Here is a 15834-nt window from a genome sequence, read left to right as displayed (position 1 = left end):
CCATTCGCGTGCAAGCGAACGGTGACGGCTCTCACTTACTGTTTAGGATTTTTATATATGCACAAGATTACTCCGAATCCGCCAGGTAACCCTGGCACCGATTCCGACGATTCTCTCGAAGCCGAAAAACTCAAAGAAGCCGCAGACCGCGCCTTCGCCCACTACTTCCCCCCGGTTAGCGAAAAACCAGCCAAGCGCCGCAAAGGCCATCTCTTCACCGTCTCCCCCGACATCGACACCGAAGCCCTGCTAGCCAATGCCTCCGAAGACTTGTTGTCCATCAGCGCCATTGCGGCCGATCTCGCGGATGACGTGGACGGGACACGGCGCTCGGTCGCCCTGGCGCTTAGCCGCATGGCTGATGGTGTGCAGTTGCTGGTTGAGCGGGCAATGGATCATTGGGAGGCGTTGCAGATTCAGCAGGCTCAGGCAAAGGTTTAGCCGGGTAGATTTGTGGTGAGTTGAAGATCGATATCGCGGGCAAGCCCGCTCCCACAGAGATCGCAGTCGTACACAAACTTTGTGTTCACCGAAAATCACCTGTGGGAGCGGGCTTGCCCGCGATGGCGTCAGTGCTGTCAATGCATGACTTGGCAACTAACGCCTTATAAATGGCTAAACCTGCCGCAGTTGTTGACTTACATCGCTCACATTGAAAACCCTCAAAGCTCTACGGCCTCAATTGACTACTTCACGTCTTCGGTCAAACTAGAACTGGCTACCCGCGGCATCGTTTCCAAGGAGGCTCAAGACACTTACGTCCGCGCCCTTAAGGCTCACAATGTTGCCGTTCACTATGGTCGCCACCAACTCGAACCTGCACGCGCGCCCTGTCCGGGGATACAGACATGGCTCCCGCACTGAAAGCCATCCGGGAAGACTTTCCTCAAATAAACGTAGGTATCGTTCTTCCATACAGGAAAGGGTTCAAACGAATCCCACCCGGTTCGTTGAAAGAACACTCGCACTGGATGCGAAAAGCCATCTCCGCAGAAGAGTTGCAGTCACACCAGTTTCCGGACAAGGTACCTACCCGTAAGGCCCCGGCCATCAGACCGGATTACTGGTAACGACGCTAACCAACGGATACACCGACTCCCATCCCCCACCCAACGCCTTATACAAACCCACCATCGCCAGCGACACCCCGGTCGAGCTCTCCACAAACTGTTCCTGAGTCGCCAACAACGCGCCTTGCACCGTGAGGACGTTGACGAAATCCACTACCCCTTCCACATATTGCTGCTGCGCGGTGCGCAGGGCGATCTGGTTTTGGCGGACAGCTTCGGCGAGGCTGTCGCGGCGCAGTTGGCTGGCGTTGTAGGCGCTCAGTTGATCGTCGATTTCATGCCATGCGCGCAGTACGGTTTGCTGGTAGGCGACGGCGGCTTCCTGTTGCTGGGCCTCGCGTAAATTCAGGACCCCGCGCAGGCGGCCGCCGTCGAACAGCGGCAGGCTGAATTGCGGACCGATGCCGAACGCGCGCGAGCCCCAGGAGCCGAAATCGCTGAGCTGCATGGCTTGTGAACCGATGTTGCCGGACAGGGTTATCCGCGGATAGAAGTCACCCTTGGCCACGCCGATGCTCGCAGTGGCGGCATGCAGGCGGGCTTCGGCCTGACGGATGTCCGGGCGGCGTTCGGCCAGTTGCGACGGCAGCCCGATGGCGACCTGACGCGGGGTAGGCGGCACGGGGGCGTCTGTGGATAACTCGGCGTGCAGCGCTTGCGGCGGTTCGCCCATCAACAGGCTAAGCGCGTTGATCAGTTGTGATTGGCGCTGTTCCAGTGCCGGCAGGCGCGATTCGATGGCGGCGACTTGCGCGGCCGCTTCGGCGACGTCCAGGTCGGTGGCAACGCCGTCGGCCAGGCGCAGTTGCGAGAGCTTCAGGCTGTGTCGGGCGACGTCGAGGTTTTGCTCGGTGACGACTCGGGTGCTCTGCACGCCGCGCAGTTGAATGTAGTCCTGAGCCGTTTCGGCGAGCACCGACAGCAGCACGCCACGGCGATCGTTTTCCGCGACTTCCAGGGTCGCGTCGGCGGCTTCGGTTTCGCGGCGTACGCGGCCCCAGAAATCCAGCTCCCAAGAGGCGGAGAAACCGGCGTCCCAGAGGTTGAACGCCGAATTGCCGTTGTTGCCCGATGGGTCGTTCAGACCTTCGCCGCTGTTGCGTTTGCGCCCGTAACTGCCGGTGGCGGCGGTGTTGGGATAACGGTCAGCGGTGATCACCTGGCGGGCGGCGCGACTTTGCTGCAAGCGGCTGCTGGCGAGTTTCAGGTCGAGGTTATCCGTCAGGGCGCGCTGGGTCAGAGCGGCGAGTTTCGGGTCGTTGAAGACTTCCCACCAGCGTTCGTTCATGTCGGTGGGGACTGCTTCGCTGGCGGCGGTTTTGGACGGTTTTGACCATTCGGTGATTTGTTGGGGTTGAGGTTTTTTAAACTCTGGGCCGACGGTGCAGGCTGAAAGGCTCATGACCAGCAAGGCGCATAAGGTGAGTTGGGGCCGGCGGCCTCTTCGCGAGCAGGCTCGCTCCCACAGGGGATCTCCTTTTGTACCAAGATTGTGTGCATTGAACCGGCCCAATGTGGGAGCGGGCTTGCTCGCGAAGGCGTCAGCCCGGTCAACAAAGCTCTTCATCGCTGAACCACCTCAGACGCAGTCGCCCCACCGGCGGTATCAATGCTCGCCTCCACCGACATCCCCACCCGCAACCGTTCGGCCAATGCCTGACCCGGTTCCAGCACAATCTTCACCGGAATCCGCTGCACCACTTTAGTGAAGTTACCGGTGGCATTGTCCGGTTTGATCGACGCAAAGGTCACACCCGTGGCCGGCGCGATGCTCTCGACACGCCCCGTCAACACGTCGCCACCGAGGCTGTCGACACGCACCTGCACGTCCTGCCCCGGCTTCACGTCGGTTAGCTGGGTTTCCTGAAAATTGGCCACCACGTAAGCCTGCGCCAGCGGCACCACTGCCAGGATCTTGCTGCCCGGCGTCACATAAGCGCCGACCCGCACCGCACGCTCGCCCACCATGCCGTCCTGAGGGGCAACGATGCGCGTGTAAGACAGCTCGTAGCTGGCCATTTCCAGTGCCGCTTGCGCCCGCTTCAATCCACCTTCGGCCGCATCGCGCTGAGCCGTGAGAATCTCCACTTGTTTGCGCTCCGCCGCCAGCACCGCCGTGACGTTGGCCAACCGCGCCGTGGCTTGATCGATGCGCGTGCGCGCTTGCTGCGCATTCTGCACCGTGCCGGCTCCGACTCCGGCCAAGTGGTTGTAGCGGTTCAATTCATGCTCGGCGAAGGCCATTTCAGCCTTGGCCGACACCACCGTGGCCTGGGCCTGAGCGATCACTGACGTTTGGCGCTCAAGGGTTGCCCGAGCGTTTTGCAGTTGCGCCCTGGCCACCAGCGTTTCGGCGTCGGCGGCCTGGGCGGCGGCACGCAGGTCGCGGTCGTCGATCAACGCCAGCAATTGCCCGGCCTTGACCTGCTGGTTGTCTTCCACCAGCACTTCCTTGATGAACCCCGCCACGCGAGGCACCACCAGGGTGAAGTCCGCCGAGACGAAGGCGTCGTTGGTGCTCTGCTGCGTGCGCTTGCCAAAAACGCCTGGCGCCAGCAAATAAATCAGCACGCCGACCGCCACCACTGCGGCGACGCCGACCACCACTTTTTGATTTGTTTGAGTCGTCATAAAAACCTTCTGTTTCAGTGAAGCGTTCAGGTCGGTGCGCGCGGTGGATAAATCCGCGTCGGCAGCCAGAAAATCAGCAGGATCAGCGCCAGCGCGACGCCGGCCATGCACAGATAAAGATCCGATGAGGTCAACACCACGGCCTGTTCATGCAGCCGATGAGCAAGACCGGCGCTGTCGCTGTCGGCCAGAGGGGAATTGCCGAGGTTGTCCACCAGCATGCTCGAATGGAAATGCAGCCTTGCCGTGGTCAACGCCTCGATCACTCCGGTAGCGATCACCGCTGACAGGCCTTTCACGGTGTTGAACCAGGCCGAGGCGTAAGGGCCTTCCATCGGCATGATGCTGCCGGTGGAGAGCATCAGCAGCGGCAGCACCGCCATGGGTTGACCGAAGATTTGCAGCCATTGCAGCGCGTAGAAATCGTCACGAATCCACACCGACGTCAGCTGTGAACCACCGATGCACGACAGCGCCAACATGCTCAGTCCGAGCCCCAACACCCAGCGACAATCGACCCACCGCAGGTTGCACAGCGCCGCCACCAGGGGCAGCGCGATCAACTGTGGCAGGGCCGCCAGCAACATGATCGGTGCGGTCTGAACCGGGCGATAACCTTGCACCTGTGCCAGGTAGCTGGACGGAATGATGATCACCGCCAGCAACACCACCAGCACCCCGGCCAGGGTCAACAAGGCGAACGCCAGGTTGCGGATGCCGAGCATCTGCATCTTGAAAAACGGGATCGGCTGCGACCATTCGTTGATCAGGAACAGCACCAACATCAACAGCCCACCGCCAAGCAATCCGCAGATCAGGCTCGACTCAAACCAGTCCAGCCGATTGCCTTGCAGGATGCCGATCACCAGCATGCAAATCGCTGGAAAACCCAGCAGCAAACCGCGCCAGTTGAATTGTTTGAAGCGCTCCAGACGCAGCGGATCCTGCGGCAAGCCGTAGGCCACGGCCGCCATGGCAATCAGGCACGGGGCGATGATTTGCCAGAAGGTCCATTGCCAGCCGACGTACTCGGTCCACAAACCGGCCAGAGGAGTGCCGAGCCCTGGGCCGAAGGTGGCCGTCAGCGCATAACCCGCCAGACCGTAGAGCTTCACGTTGGCCGGTAAAAAGCGCAGCGCGACGGTCATCAGCATCGGCGGAAGCGCACCACCGGCCAGGCCTTGCAAGGTACGCATAACCAACAAACTTTCGTAATTCGGGGCGAACGGGCACAACACGCCTAACAGGGTGAAGGCGCTGATGGCGCAGAGGGTGAAGCGCCGCAGCGAGAAGGTCACTGCACACCACGGCGCGAAGGCCATGGCGGCTACCGAGGTCGCCGTGTAGCTGGCGACCAGCCAGGTGCCTTCGTCGTAGCCGATGGCCAATGCGCCACGAATGTCCGCCAGGGCGACCTTGGTCACCATCTCGTTGAGGCCCGACACCAGCACCGCCAGCAGCACCCCCACCAGACCGATGATGATTCGCGGGCCGAAGACCGGGGGCGTGACAGCGGCTGGACTGGCCGCGGCGAGAGGTGCCGTGACCGTGAGGGAAGTCATTTGCTGCAAGCTCCGGGGTTGAATACCGAAGCATTTTAAGAAGCGTGGGACGTTACGAAAATTGACTTATCGGCAGGTTATAAGTGCGCCATGTGCAGCAATACATATCCCTGTGGGAGCGGGCTTGCTCGCGAAGACGGCAGCCCATCCAACATCAATGTGACTGATACACCGCTATCGCGGGCAAGCCCGCTCCCACAGGGATTGGCGGTGAACTTCAAGTGGGTTGCGCAGCCAGCCACGTTTCGTCACAGCAAGCCTTGAGCGTTTCTCGCAGCCAGCGGTGGGCCGGATCCTTGTCGAAACGCGGATGCCAGGCTTGGGTCAGCATGAGGGTGGGCAAGGGAATCGGCAGGGTAAACGAGCGCAGCTTCAAGCCCAGGCGTCGCACGCTCAACAACGCTTCCTTGGGCACCGGCAAAATCAGGTCGGAATCCGGCAGCGCAAACATCGCCGCGTGGAAGCTCGGCGCAATCACAGCCACCCGCCGCTCCAGCCCCAAGGCATTCAGTGCCGTATCGATAGGACCACGGGCAATGCCGCGCCGGGACATGCTGATATGCGAAAACCCGGCGAAACGTTCGGCCGTGATCTCTTCGTCGAACAGCGGATGGTCCTCGCGAACCAGACCAACGAAATGAGTGGAGAACAGATTCTGCACCTTCACTTCCGGGGTCAGCGGCCGGGTGTTGCTGATGTTCAGGTCGATCCGCCCTTCGCGCAGCGCTTCATCATCGCCATCGCCTTCAGGGACGAAGCGCAGCTCGCAATGCGGCGCCTGGCGGTCGAGGGTGTCGAACAGCTTGCCGCCGTAAACGCCGACGAAAAAATCATTGGCGCGGATGCTGAACCGACGGCGCAATGAACCCAACTCCACCGCATCGGCCGAGCGAAACAGCAGCGCAGCCTGCTCCACGACGTCGCGCACTTGCTCGCGAAGTTCCAGCGCCTTGGGCGTAGGCACCAGTCCACGACCGGCACGCACCAGAATCGGGTCGCCGATGGCCTCGCGGATACGCGTGAGTGTTCGGCTCATGGCCGCCGGGCTGAGGTTCATCCGCCGCGCGGCGCCCACCACACTGCCCTCATCGAGCAAGGCGTCGAGGGCGACCAACAGGTTCATGTCCGGGAGTTGCATGCTGAGCACTCGTGCCTGGGATGGGTTGATTCAGACGCAATGCTAGCAAACATCCCCGATTATTGTGTTGGCTGGACTGGCCTCATCGCGGGCAAGCCCGCTCCCACAGGGTTCTTTGTGAATAGAACATCTGCATCCACTGAAGATCCTTGTGGGAGCGGGCTTGCCCGCGATGGGGCCGGTTCAGACACCGCAAAACTCAGCGCTGCATCCCCCAACGCTTAACGGTCACCCGCTCCAACGAATCAAACACCAGGTTCTCCACCAGCAACCCAATCAAAATCACCACCGCCAACCCGGCAAACACCTTGTCGGTGTACAGCTCATTACGATTCTGAAAAATGTACCAGCCCAACCCACCCTTGCCACTGGTCGCGCCAAACACCAATTCCGCTGCGATCAGGGTTCGCCACGCAAACGCCCAACCAATTTTCAGCCCGGCAAGGATCGACGGCAGCGCCGCCGGGATCAGGATGAACAACACAAAACGCATACCCTTGAGGCCGTAATTGCGCCCTGCCATGCGCAGGGTTTCCGAGACGCCGAGAAACCCGGCATAAGTATTCAGCGCCAACGCCCAAAGCACCGAATGCACCAGCACGAAAATCAGGCTGTTCTGCCCCAGGCCAAACCACAGCAGCGCCAGCGGCAACAGCGCAATAGCCGGCAGCGGGTTGAACATCGAGGTCAAAGTGCTCAGCAGGTCGCGACCGAACTGAGTCGACACCGCCAACGTGGTCAAGGCAAACGCCAGGACGATGCCGATCAAGTAGCCCTTGAGCAGAACGACCAGCGAAATCCAGACTTTTCCCAGCAACTCGCCGCTGAGCAAACCGTCATACAGCGCGCTGCCGGTTTGTAGAAAACTTGGCAGCAACAGGTCGTTGTTCTGAATGCGCGCAACCACCTCCCACAGCACTGCGAGCAAAATAAGGATCAGGCTCTTACGCAGCCAGCCCTGTTGCCACAGGCGTTGGCCGAGCGGTAATTCGCGCTCCACCGGCACGCTGGTCAATGGCTGCAAAACGGTTTCAAACTCTTCACGCGCAGATGATAAATGGCTCATCGGACACTCCTCTCAATGGCTCAATAAGCGATGCGAATGTCAGAAAAATCCAGCTCACGCTCGGTTTCCGGCGACTGGCCTTCATCGAACAACAGCCGATGAATCCGTCGCGCCGATTCCTGAAACGCCACGCCGCCGAGGCTGTGCAAATCGTATTGATGGCTGTGAACTTCGGCCCGCACCCGCCCCGGATGCGGCGACAGCAACAGAATACGGTTGCCCACCACCAGCGCTTCTTCGATGGAGTGCGTGACGAACAGCAGCGTGAAGCGCACCTCCTCCCAGAGCAGCAGCAACTCTTCCTGCATCTTGCGGCGAGTCAGCGCATCGAGGGCGGCGAAAGGTTCGTCCATCAGGAGGATTTTCGGCTGCATCGCCAACGCCCGGGCAATCGCCACACGCGCCTTCATGCCGCCAGACAGGGTGTGCGGATAGGCATCGGCAAACGCCGCCAGACCGACCTTGTCCAGGTAGTGCAGCGCCCGTTCTTCAGCCTCTTTTCGCTTCAGCGTTTTCGACGCCAGCAGCGGAAACATCACGTTCTGTTTGACGGTTTTCCACGGCGGCAGCTGATCGAACTCCTGAAACACCACAATCCGGTCCGGCCCCGGCGCATGGACGGTCTGGCCTTGCAGCCGAATTTCGCCCTCGCACGGTTGAATGAACCCGGCGACCGCTTTGAGCAGTGTCGATTTACCGCAACCCGACGGACCCAGCAGCACAAAGCGGTCCGCCGGATCGATTTCAAAACTCACTTGGTGCGTCGCCCGAACCACCCGTTGCGGCGTGCGGTATTCGAGGCTGACATGGTCGACGGACAGCAGCGCCTGGGCTGCCGCGATCGGGTTGCTGGCCGTGTGGCCTTGCAAAGGGGCGTTCATGTCGATCAGCTCCCTTGCAGTGGCTTGGCGTCCTGGAAGAAGTAATCCTTCCACGAATCCGGTTTGTTTTTGATCGCGCCGACGCGGTACAGGAACTCGGCCAATGGGTAAGTGTTTTTCGGCGTGACGCTGAATTCGAACTGCGGGTTGTCGATGATTTTCAGCAGCGCGGCGCGGTCTATTTTGGCTTTGGTGACGCGGATGTAGGTGTCGGCGGCGGCGCCTTTATCGTTCTGGGCAAACTGCGCGGCTTCGGTCAGCGCTTCAACGAAGGCTTTATAGGTTTTCGGGTTCTCGTTGCGGAATTTCTCGGTGGCGAACAGCACGGTTGGCGAGTTCGGACCCAGCAGGTCATAGGTGTTCAGCACCACATGAACGTTGGGATTGCCCAGCGCCTGATCCTGGAATGGCGGGTTGGAGAAGTGCCCGCTCAACTCGGTACCTCCGGCGATAAGCGCAGCCGTGGCATCCGGATGCGGTACGGCAATGGTGTACTTGTCGAGGCGATTGAATTCCTTGTCACCCCACTGCTTGGCGGCCGCGTATTGCAGGAAACGCGACTGCACCGAAACGCCGACCGCCGGCACCGCGATGCGGTCTTTTTCGGTGAAGTCGGCGATGGTTTTGACCTTGGGGTTGTTGCTCACCAGGTAGTACGGGAAGTTGCCGAGGGAGGCCACGGCCTTGACGTTCTGCTTGCCGTGGGTGCGGTCCCAGATGGTCAGCAACGGACCGACGCCCGCCCCGGCGATATCAATCGAACCCGAGAGCAGCGCATCGTTGACCGCCGCGCCACCGGACAACTGGGTCCAGTCGACTTTGATGTCGATGCCTTCCTGCTTGCCGTACTTCTCGATCAGGTTCTGATCGCGCACCACGTTGAGCAACAAGTAGACGATGCCGAACTGCTCGGCGATGCGGATTTCACCTTCGGCGTGGGCCACGGTCGGCGCCACCAGACTGCCGGCGATCAGGCTGAATCCCAAACCGATGGCAGCGGCCAGCGGCGCGAATGGAAGACGTTTGGACATGGAAGTTCTCCGACAGATCAGAAAGGCGCGTCGCCCTGGATGGTGGTGCGATACAGCTTGCGGCGCAGATGGCTTGGGCATCCGGCGGCAAGGTGGATCAGCGAACGGTTGTCCCAGAACACCAGGTCATGGGCCTGCCATTGATGGCGGTAGATGTTTTGCGGCAAGACGCTGTGGGCATAGAGCTCGTCGAGCAGTTGCTTGCTCTCGTCTTCCGGCAAACCGACGATGCGCGTGCTGAAGCCTTCACTGACGAACAACGCCTTGCGCCCGTTTTCCGGGTGCGTGCGCACGATCGGGTGGACCACTTCGACGACTTGAGCCAGTTGCTCCGGGGTCAGGGTCGGGCGCCAGTTGCCTTCGAATTTGGTCTCGCTGTAGCGCGCCGTGTAGGAGTGCGCGGCCGAACGACCTTCGACGGCTTTGCGCAGTGCTTCGGGCAGGTTGTCCCAAGCTTTGTGCATGTCGGCGAACAAGGTGTCGCCACCTTCGGAAGGCAGTTCCTGGGCGTGCAGCATCGAGCCCAGGCTGGGCAGTTCTTTATAAGACAGATCGGAATGCCAGAACTTGCCGGCGTCACCGAGGCCGATGGATTGGCCGTTTTCGATGATGTTCGAAACGATGAGGATTTCCGGGTGACCGGCCAGCAGGAATTGCTTGAGCACATGGATCTGCAACACGCCGAAGCGACGGCTGAAGGCGATGTGCTGCTCGGGAGAGATGCGCTGGTCACGGAACACCACGACGTGATGATCCAGATGCGCGCGGTGGATACGGGCGAAATCCTGATCATTGATCGGGCGGGACAGGTCCAGGCCGATGATTTCGGCACCGACAGCGCCGCTGAACGGGCGAATGTCGAAGGTTTGTGGCGCGATTGCGGTTGACGCAGAGACGGCTGACATAAAAATCACTCCCACGCACGGCACGCTCAAGGGCGCGCGCGTCGATCAAGAAACTCACGGAAGTCCCGTGTTGGTTCGTGTCGTGCGGCGCGCCGATTGGTCGGCAGGTACGCAGGAGGATGACTTTATAGATATAAGAATTGAAATTTAAATATCGTTATTGAATAACGATATGGCTTTTGATTTTTATCGCTCTTGAGGCCGCCATCGCGGGCAAGCCCGCTCCCACAGGTTCTATGACGATCACAAAACCCTGTGGGAGCGGGCTTGCCCGCGATGAGGATAAGGCCCGGCGGAGAACTACCGCTCGTGCAACGCCTCTGCCCGAGCCCGGATAATCGGTTTCAGCAGATAACTGAGAACAGTCTTCTTGCCGGTAATGATATCCACCGAAGCCACCATCCCCGGGATGATCAGCAACGGCTTTTCATCCGTCCCCAGATGGCTGCGATCCGTACGCAGCTTGATGATGTAGTACGTGGTCTTCTTGTCTTCATCGGTGATGGTGTCAGCACCGATCTGTTCAAGCCTGGCCTTCAGCCCACCATAAATCGTGTAGTCATACGCGGTGAACTTCACCGTCGCTTCCTGTCCGGGATGCAGGAACGCAATGTCTTGCGGGCGAATCTTTGCTTCCACCAGCAAGGTGTCGTCCAGTGGCACGATTTCCACCAGGTCGCTGCCCGGTTGGATCACGCCGCCGATGGTGTTCACCAGCAACTTGTTAACGATGCCGCGTACCGGCGATGTCACCAGCGTCCGGCTGACCCGGTCTTCCAGCGCTTTGCCGGTGGCCTGGGCCTTGTTCAGGTCGGTGCGGGCTTCGTTGAGTTGGGTCAGGGCTTCGCTGCGGAACTTGCCGCGCGTCTCGTCGATCTTGCGCTGCACTTCCTTGATCGCCGATTCGGCGCGCGGGATCGCCAGCGTCGTGGCATCGAGTTGTCCACGGGTTTCAACCTCGGCACGCTTGAGTCGCAACACCTCGACCGGCGACACCGCGCCCTGGGCCACCAGCGGCTCGGACATGTTGATTTCCTGACGCTGCAACGACAACGCGTTGCGATACTGAGACTGTTTGGAGGTGAACTCACGCAGTTCTTGTTGACGCTGGATGAACTGCTCCTGCAAACCACCGATTTCATCGTGCAGTTGCTGACGACGACTGATGTACAGCGACTCTTCGCTGGCCGCCTGGCCGGGAACAGCCTTCAGCACATCGGCGGGGAAATTCAGCGGACGGTCATCGACCTCGGCGCTCAAGCGCTCCACGCGTAGCAACATCGACAGCCGATCGGCTTCGGTTTCGCCGACGTTGGAGGCAAACCGCGTGTCGTCGAGGCGAATCAGCGGCGCACCGGCTTCGACGATCTGCCCTTCGGTGACGAACAACTCGGAGACGATACCGCCCTCAAGGTTCTGGATTTTCTGGATCTTCGACGACGGAATCGCCTTGCCGTCGCCCTTGGTGACTTCGTCGATCACCGCGTAATTGGCCCAGAGCATCAGGAACACGAAGAAGCCGATGATCGCCCAGATCGTCAGCCGCACCACGCGCGGGGCGTCTTCGATGAGCGCTTTATTGACCTCCGGAAGTGGCTGGCCATGCAGCGACTCGGAGCCTTTGAAGTAACGGCGGATCGAATCCTTGAAACCCGACTTAAGCAACACTGATCTGCCCCTTTTTCAACGCTTCCATCACGGCGGCTTTCGGGCCATCGGCGAGAATTTGTCCACGGTCGATGACGATCAGGCGATCGACCAGCGACAACAGCGATGCCCGGTGCGTCACCAGCACCACGGTCTTGTTTTCAATTACTGCCGCGAGGCGTTGCTTGAGGCGTTCTTCGCCGGTGTTGTCCATGGCGCTGGTCGGTTCGTCGAGCAGCAGGATCGGTGGATTGAGCAGCAACGCACGGGCCAGGGCCACGTTCTGGCGCTGACCGCCGGACAGGTTCTGCCCGCGCTCACCGACTTGCAGTTCATAGCCTTGCGGGTGCAGGCGAGCGAACTCGTGCACGCCGGCCAGTTCGGCGGCTTGCAAGACCATTTCGTCTTCTACATAGCGTGCACCCGAGACCAGATTGTCGCGCAGGGTGCCGGCCAGCAGCTGGATATCCTGCGCGACGTAGCCGATGTTGTGGCGCAATTCGCTGACATCAATCTGGCGGATGTCGACGCCGTCCACCAACAGCGCGCCGTCATCCGGTTGATAGAGACCGACCAGCAGTTTGGCCAGGGAGCTTTTGCCCGAGCCGCTGCGACCGATGATGCCGATCTTCTCACCCGGTTTGATCACCAGGTTGATGTTGTTCAGCGCCGCGTTCTGCTGGTTCGGGTAGGTGAAGTTCATCTGCCGGCATTCAATGGCGCCTTGCAGCACCTTGCGGCTCAACGGGCGTTCGTCGAAGTTGCGCTCTTGCGGCAGCTCCATCATCTGGTCCACCGAGACCATGGTCACCCGCGCTTGCTGGTAGCGGGTCAGCAGGCCGGACAACGAAGCCAGCGGGCTGAGCGCGCGGCCACTGAGCATGTAGCAGGCAATCAGACCGCCCATGCTCAGGTTGCCGGCGATGATCTGGTACACGCCGAAGACGATCATGATCACCCCGGCCAGTTGCTGGATCAGCAAGGTGATGTTCATCGCCAGGCCGGAAAGCATTTTTACCCGCAACTCGAGGCGGCTGAGGGTGCCGATGGTCTGTTCCCACTGATACTGGCGTTCGCTTTCGGCGTTGTTGACCTTCACCGCATCGAGGCCGGCGAGGGTTTCGATCAGGCTCGACTGACGCTCGGCGCCCAGGGCCATGGTCCGTTCCATGGTCGCCACCAACGGCTTCTGCAGCGCATAGCCGATCAGTAGCGCTATCGGGAACGCCAGCACCGGAATCCACACCAGATGCCCGCCGAGAATCGCGATGACCATGAAGATCAGCAGCGTAAACGGCAGGTCGATCAGGCTGGTCAGGGTCAGCGACGCGAGGAAATCGCGCAGGCTCTGAAACTCATGGATGTTCTGGGCGAAGCTGCCGACCCGGGCCGGGCGGTATTTCATGGCCATGCCGACGATGCGTTCAAACAGCGTCGCCGAGATGATCAGGTCGGTTTTCTTCCCGGCCAAGTCCAGGCAGAGACTGCGCAGGCTTTTGAGAATCAGGTCGAACAAGTAAGCGCCGGTGATGCCGATAGCCAGCACCCACAACGTCGATTCAGCCTGGTTCGGCACCACGCGGTCATAGACGTTCATCACGAACAGCGGCGCCGCCATGGCGATGATGTTGATCAGGAAACTGGCGGCGATGGCATCGGCGTACAGCCAGCGCGAACGCTTGAGGGTGTCGCGGAACCACGAGCGCGCGCGCGGGATCAGCGTGCCGTGATTGACGTCGAATTTGTGCTGGGGTTGAGCGAAGAACACTTTGCCGATGTAGTCGTCGGCCAGCAGTTCGCGACTGACAAGGCTTTCGCCACCGTCGCTTTCGCTGATCAGCAGGCGGGCCTGGTCTTCACCGTGCCAGCCGAGGAGGACGGCACTGCGACCGTCCTTGAGCAGCAACAGCGCTGGCATCGCAATCGCCGGAATCTGCTCCAGCTTGCGCACCAGCACTCGCCCTTGCAGGCCGGCGCGAGCGGCGGCGCGGGGCAGCAGTTCGACGCTCAAGCGCTGCTTGGGCAACGGCAGGCCGGTGGTCAGCATCGCGGCGCTGGCCGGTTTCTGATGCAGGGTGCAAAGGGCTAGCAGACCATCCAGTAACGGATCGTCGTGCAGCGCGCGTGGATCATGAATGAGTTGAACTCGACTGACTTCTGATTCCACGCTCGGCACTCTTGGCTAACAGTAAAAAAGGGAAGACTCAATTCATCCCGGGTAGCTGGACCCTGGGCTTCACGTCGTTCTGCACAACGGATGCCAACGGTGCGACCACTCCCTGGCTCTTGAGCAACTCGCCCATGGTCGCCTTGATTCGGTATTGAGTAAATAACTGAATGTTCTTGATCTCCGCCAGGCGACGGGAAGCGCTGAACAGTTCGTTTTCACTGTCGAGCAGGTCGAGCAAAGTGCGCTCGCCAAGGCTGAACTGCTTCTGGTACGCGGTGCGCACGCTGGTGCTGTGATCGACATATTGCTGGGCGATCGGCACTTGGGCGTTGGCGTTGTTCAAAGCATTCCAGGCCAGACCCAACTCTTCATTCAATACGCGCAGGGCGTTGTTACGGATATCCAGCGCCTGGCTCGACAGGTAGGACTTGGATTCCAGATCAGCCTTGTTGCTGCCGCCGGCATACAGATTGAAGCGCATGCGCAGCATGGCCTGCCATTCGTTGCTGTGGCCGTTCTGACCGTCGAGATCGTTGTCGGCGGAGCGACCCAGTTCGGCATCGAAGCGCGGGTAGAAGGACGATTTGGCCGCGTCGTACTGTTTCTCGGCCGCGGCGATGTCGGACTCGGCGGAACGCAGGATCGGGCTGTTCTCCAGCATCTGCGCGCGGGCTTCGTTCAGGTTGGCCGGCAACAGCGCGAGGAAATCGGCAGGCCGCTCCAGTTGATCGGGCATCTGGCCCACGGCGCTGAGAAAGTTGGTCTCGGCGTCTGCCAGGTTGGTCTGTTCGGTGATCAGGTTGTTGCGGGCCTGGGCCATACGCGCTTCGGCCTGATCGAGGTCGGCACCGCTGCCGACGCCGCGCTGGGTGCGCAATTTGATCTGGTCATAGATCCTTTCGTGGCTCTTCAGGTTGTCTGTGGCCAGGCGCACGAATTCACGGCGGGTCAGCACTTCCAGATAAACCTGGGCGACAGTCAGCGCGGTGCGTTCGGACGTGCCCAGCAAGGAATAGGCGCGGGAATTAACGGTGGCTTGTTGACGCCCCACTTCACTGGACGTCGCAAAACCGTCAAAAACCATTTGCGACAGACGCAAACTCGACTCGCTGCGGTTCAGGGTTTCCCAGTGATTGTCATTGCCGGCAGCCCGCGTGGTGACGCTGTCAGTGCCCTCGCGACCATAACCGCCCAGCAGATCGACCCGTGGAAGGTATCCACCTTTTGCCGCCTTTAACTGATAATCCGCGGCCAATCGACTATTAACACCTGCCTGGATTTCCGGATGGACATCCAACGCCTGTTGCATGGCCTCCGGAAGTGACTGCGCCTGAACAAAACTGGCGGCTAGGGCGAACGGTAAAGCCTTGAACAGGTGCAAACGCATGATTGGAATTTCCCGGAATTACTTGTCTTGAATCACTGCAGGACGTGCCGCTGCATCGGATGATGACCATCGGAATGACCGTGTGTCGGAAAGTTTGAATTTGTAGCTGAGTCACACTCTGTGGGGCGGGTAGTTACCTAAATATCAATGTGACATTACGGAGGCGAGTGTTTAGGATGACAGCACTAAGGTCAATAGTTTGGCATATAGTTTATAGCGAAAAAATATAGCCAATTTGTTGACGATTAACCGCGTCAAAGTTGTGCCGATTATATCTTGAAAGTACGTCCAGACTGATTTGGCGAAAACGCCATCAGGTTCATGGAAGTCAACTGAACGTGACACC

The 15834-nt window shown here is 60.0% G+C and carries 12 protein-coding genes and 1 pseudogene; 2 read left to right on the top strand and 11 right to left on the bottom strand.

Going from position 1 to position 15834, the window contains the following annotated elements:
* Positions 1-57: 57 nt before the first annotated feature.
* Complete coding sequence (locus ACA053_RS00725; protein ID WP_497394331.1) at positions 58-441, top strand: DUF6124 family protein; 384 nt, start codon at positions 58-60, stop codon at positions 439-441.
* A gap of 144 nt (positions 442-585) precedes the next feature.
* A pseudogene (locus ACA053_RS00720) lies at positions 586-1070 on the top strand (PIN domain-containing protein).
* Here ACA053_RS00720 and ACA053_RS00715 read toward each other — a convergent pair.
* From ACA053_RS00715 to ACA053_RS00665, 11 genes are all read right to left on the bottom strand, one after another.
* Positions 1051-2637: an efflux transporter outer membrane subunit gene (locus ACA053_RS00715; protein ID WP_497314830.1), complete on the bottom strand. Its 1587-nt coding sequence runs from the start codon at positions 2635-2637 to the stop codon at positions 1051-1053. The pseudogene ACA053_RS00720 and the gene ACA053_RS00715 overlap by 20 nt on opposite strands.
* A complete protein-coding gene (locus tag ACA053_RS00710) occupies positions 2634-3701 on the bottom strand; it encodes an HlyD family secretion protein (protein WP_497394330.1) in 1068 nt (355 codons plus the stop codon). The genes ACA053_RS00715 and ACA053_RS00710 overlap by 4 nt, the downstream gene beginning before the upstream one ends.
* A 26-nt stretch (positions 3702-3727) precedes the next feature.
* Complete coding sequence (locus ACA053_RS00705; RefSeq protein WP_497394329.1) at positions 3728-5263, bottom strand: MFS transporter; 1536 nt, start codon at positions 5261-5263, stop codon at positions 3728-3730.
* Between the two features lie 217 nt (positions 5264-5480).
* Positions 5481-6401 carry a LysR family transcriptional regulator gene (locus ACA053_RS00700; RefSeq protein ID WP_109627191.1) on the bottom strand — a complete coding sequence of 307 codons (921 nt, stop codon included), beginning with the start codon at positions 6399-6401 and terminating at the stop codon, positions 5481-5483.
* Positions 6402-6600: 199 nt separating this feature from the next.
* The gene (locus tag ACA053_RS00695; protein WP_497314826.1) at positions 6601-7467 is read right to left on the bottom strand and encodes an ABC transporter permease; all 867 of its coding nucleotides are present in this window, start codon (positions 7465-7467) and stop codon (positions 6601-6603) included.
* 20 nt (positions 7468-7487) lie between these two features.
* Positions 7488-8348, bottom strand: a complete 861-nt coding sequence (locus ACA053_RS00690; protein WP_497314824.1) for an ABC transporter ATP-binding protein — start codon at positions 8346-8348, stop codon at positions 7488-7490.
* 5 nt (positions 8349-8353) lie between these two features.
* On the bottom strand, positions 8354-9379 hold the full coding sequence (locus tag ACA053_RS00685; protein ID WP_497314822.1) for an ABC transporter substrate-binding protein: 1026 nt from the start codon (positions 9377-9379) through the stop codon (positions 8354-8356).
* 17 nt (positions 9380-9396) lie between these two features.
* Positions 9397-10284 carry a TauD/TfdA dioxygenase family protein gene (locus tag ACA053_RS00680; RefSeq protein ID WP_497394328.1) on the bottom strand — a complete coding sequence of 296 codons (888 nt, stop codon included), beginning with the start codon at positions 10282-10284 and terminating at the stop codon, positions 9397-9399.
* A gap of 300 nt (positions 10285-10584) precedes the next feature.
* Positions 10585-11952, bottom strand: a complete 1368-nt coding sequence (locus ACA053_RS00675) for an HlyD family type I secretion periplasmic adaptor subunit (protein WP_497394327.1) — start codon at positions 11950-11952, stop codon at positions 10585-10587.
* Positions 11942-14098, bottom strand: a complete 2157-nt coding sequence (locus ACA053_RS00670; protein WP_497394326.1) for a type I secretion system permease/ATPase — start codon at positions 14096-14098, stop codon at positions 11942-11944. The genes ACA053_RS00675 and ACA053_RS00670 overlap by 11 nt, the downstream gene beginning before the upstream one ends.
* 37 nt (positions 14099-14135) lie before the next feature.
* Entirely contained in the window at positions 14136-15488 is a 1353-nt protein-coding gene (locus ACA053_RS00665) for a TolC family outer membrane protein (protein WP_497314818.1), read from the bottom strand.
* Positions 15489-15834 lie beyond the last annotated feature (346 nt).

This window comes from Pseudomonas sp. LBUM1672, assembly GCF_059695655.1.
Note: the sequence above shows the minus strand (reverse complement) of the source record. Positions and strands in the feature narration are given on the sequence as shown.

What these genes read in the sequence shown, in the direction of transcription:
- ACA053_RS00695 (WP_497314826.1), bottom strand. Translation starts at nt 7,467, where the DNA reads ATGAGCCATTTATCATCTGCGCGTGAAGAGTTTGAAACCGTTTTGCAG.
- ACA053_RS00685 (WP_497314822.1), bottom strand. Translation starts at nt 9,379, where the DNA reads ATGTCCAAACGTCTTCCATTCGCGCCGCTGGCCGCTGCCATCGGTTTG.
- ACA053_RS00690 (WP_497314824.1), bottom strand. Translation starts at nt 8,348, where the DNA reads ATGAACGCCCCTTTGCAAGGCCACACGGCCAGCAACCCGATCGCGGCA.
- ACA053_RS00705 (WP_497394329.1), bottom strand. Translation starts at nt 5,263, where the DNA reads ATGACTTCCCTCACGGTCACGGCACCTCTCGCCGCGGCCAGTCCAGCC.
- ACA053_RS00725 (WP_497394331.1), top strand. Translation starts at nt 58, where the DNA reads ATGCACAAGATTACTCCGAATCCGCCAGGTAACCCTGGCACCGATTCC.
- ACA053_RS00715 (WP_497314830.1), bottom strand. Translation starts at nt 2,637, where the DNA reads ATGAAGAGCTTTGTTGACCGGGCTGACGCCTTCGCGAGCAAGCCCGCT.
- ACA053_RS00700 (WP_109627191.1), bottom strand. Translation starts at nt 6,401, where the DNA reads ATGCAACTCCCGGACATGAACCTGTTGGTCGCCCTCGACGCCTTGCTC.
- ACA053_RS00680 (WP_497394328.1), bottom strand. Translation starts at nt 10,284, where the DNA reads ATGTCAGCCGTCTCTGCGTCAACCGCAATCGCGCCACAAACCTTCGAC.
- ACA053_RS00665 (WP_497314818.1), bottom strand. Translation starts at nt 15,488, where the DNA reads ATGCGTTTGCACCTGTTCAAGGCTTTACCGTTCGCCCTAGCCGCCAGT.
- ACA053_RS00710 (WP_497394330.1), bottom strand. Translation starts at nt 3,701, where the DNA reads ATGACGACTCAAACAAATCAAAAAGTGGTGGTCGGCGTCGCCGCAGTG.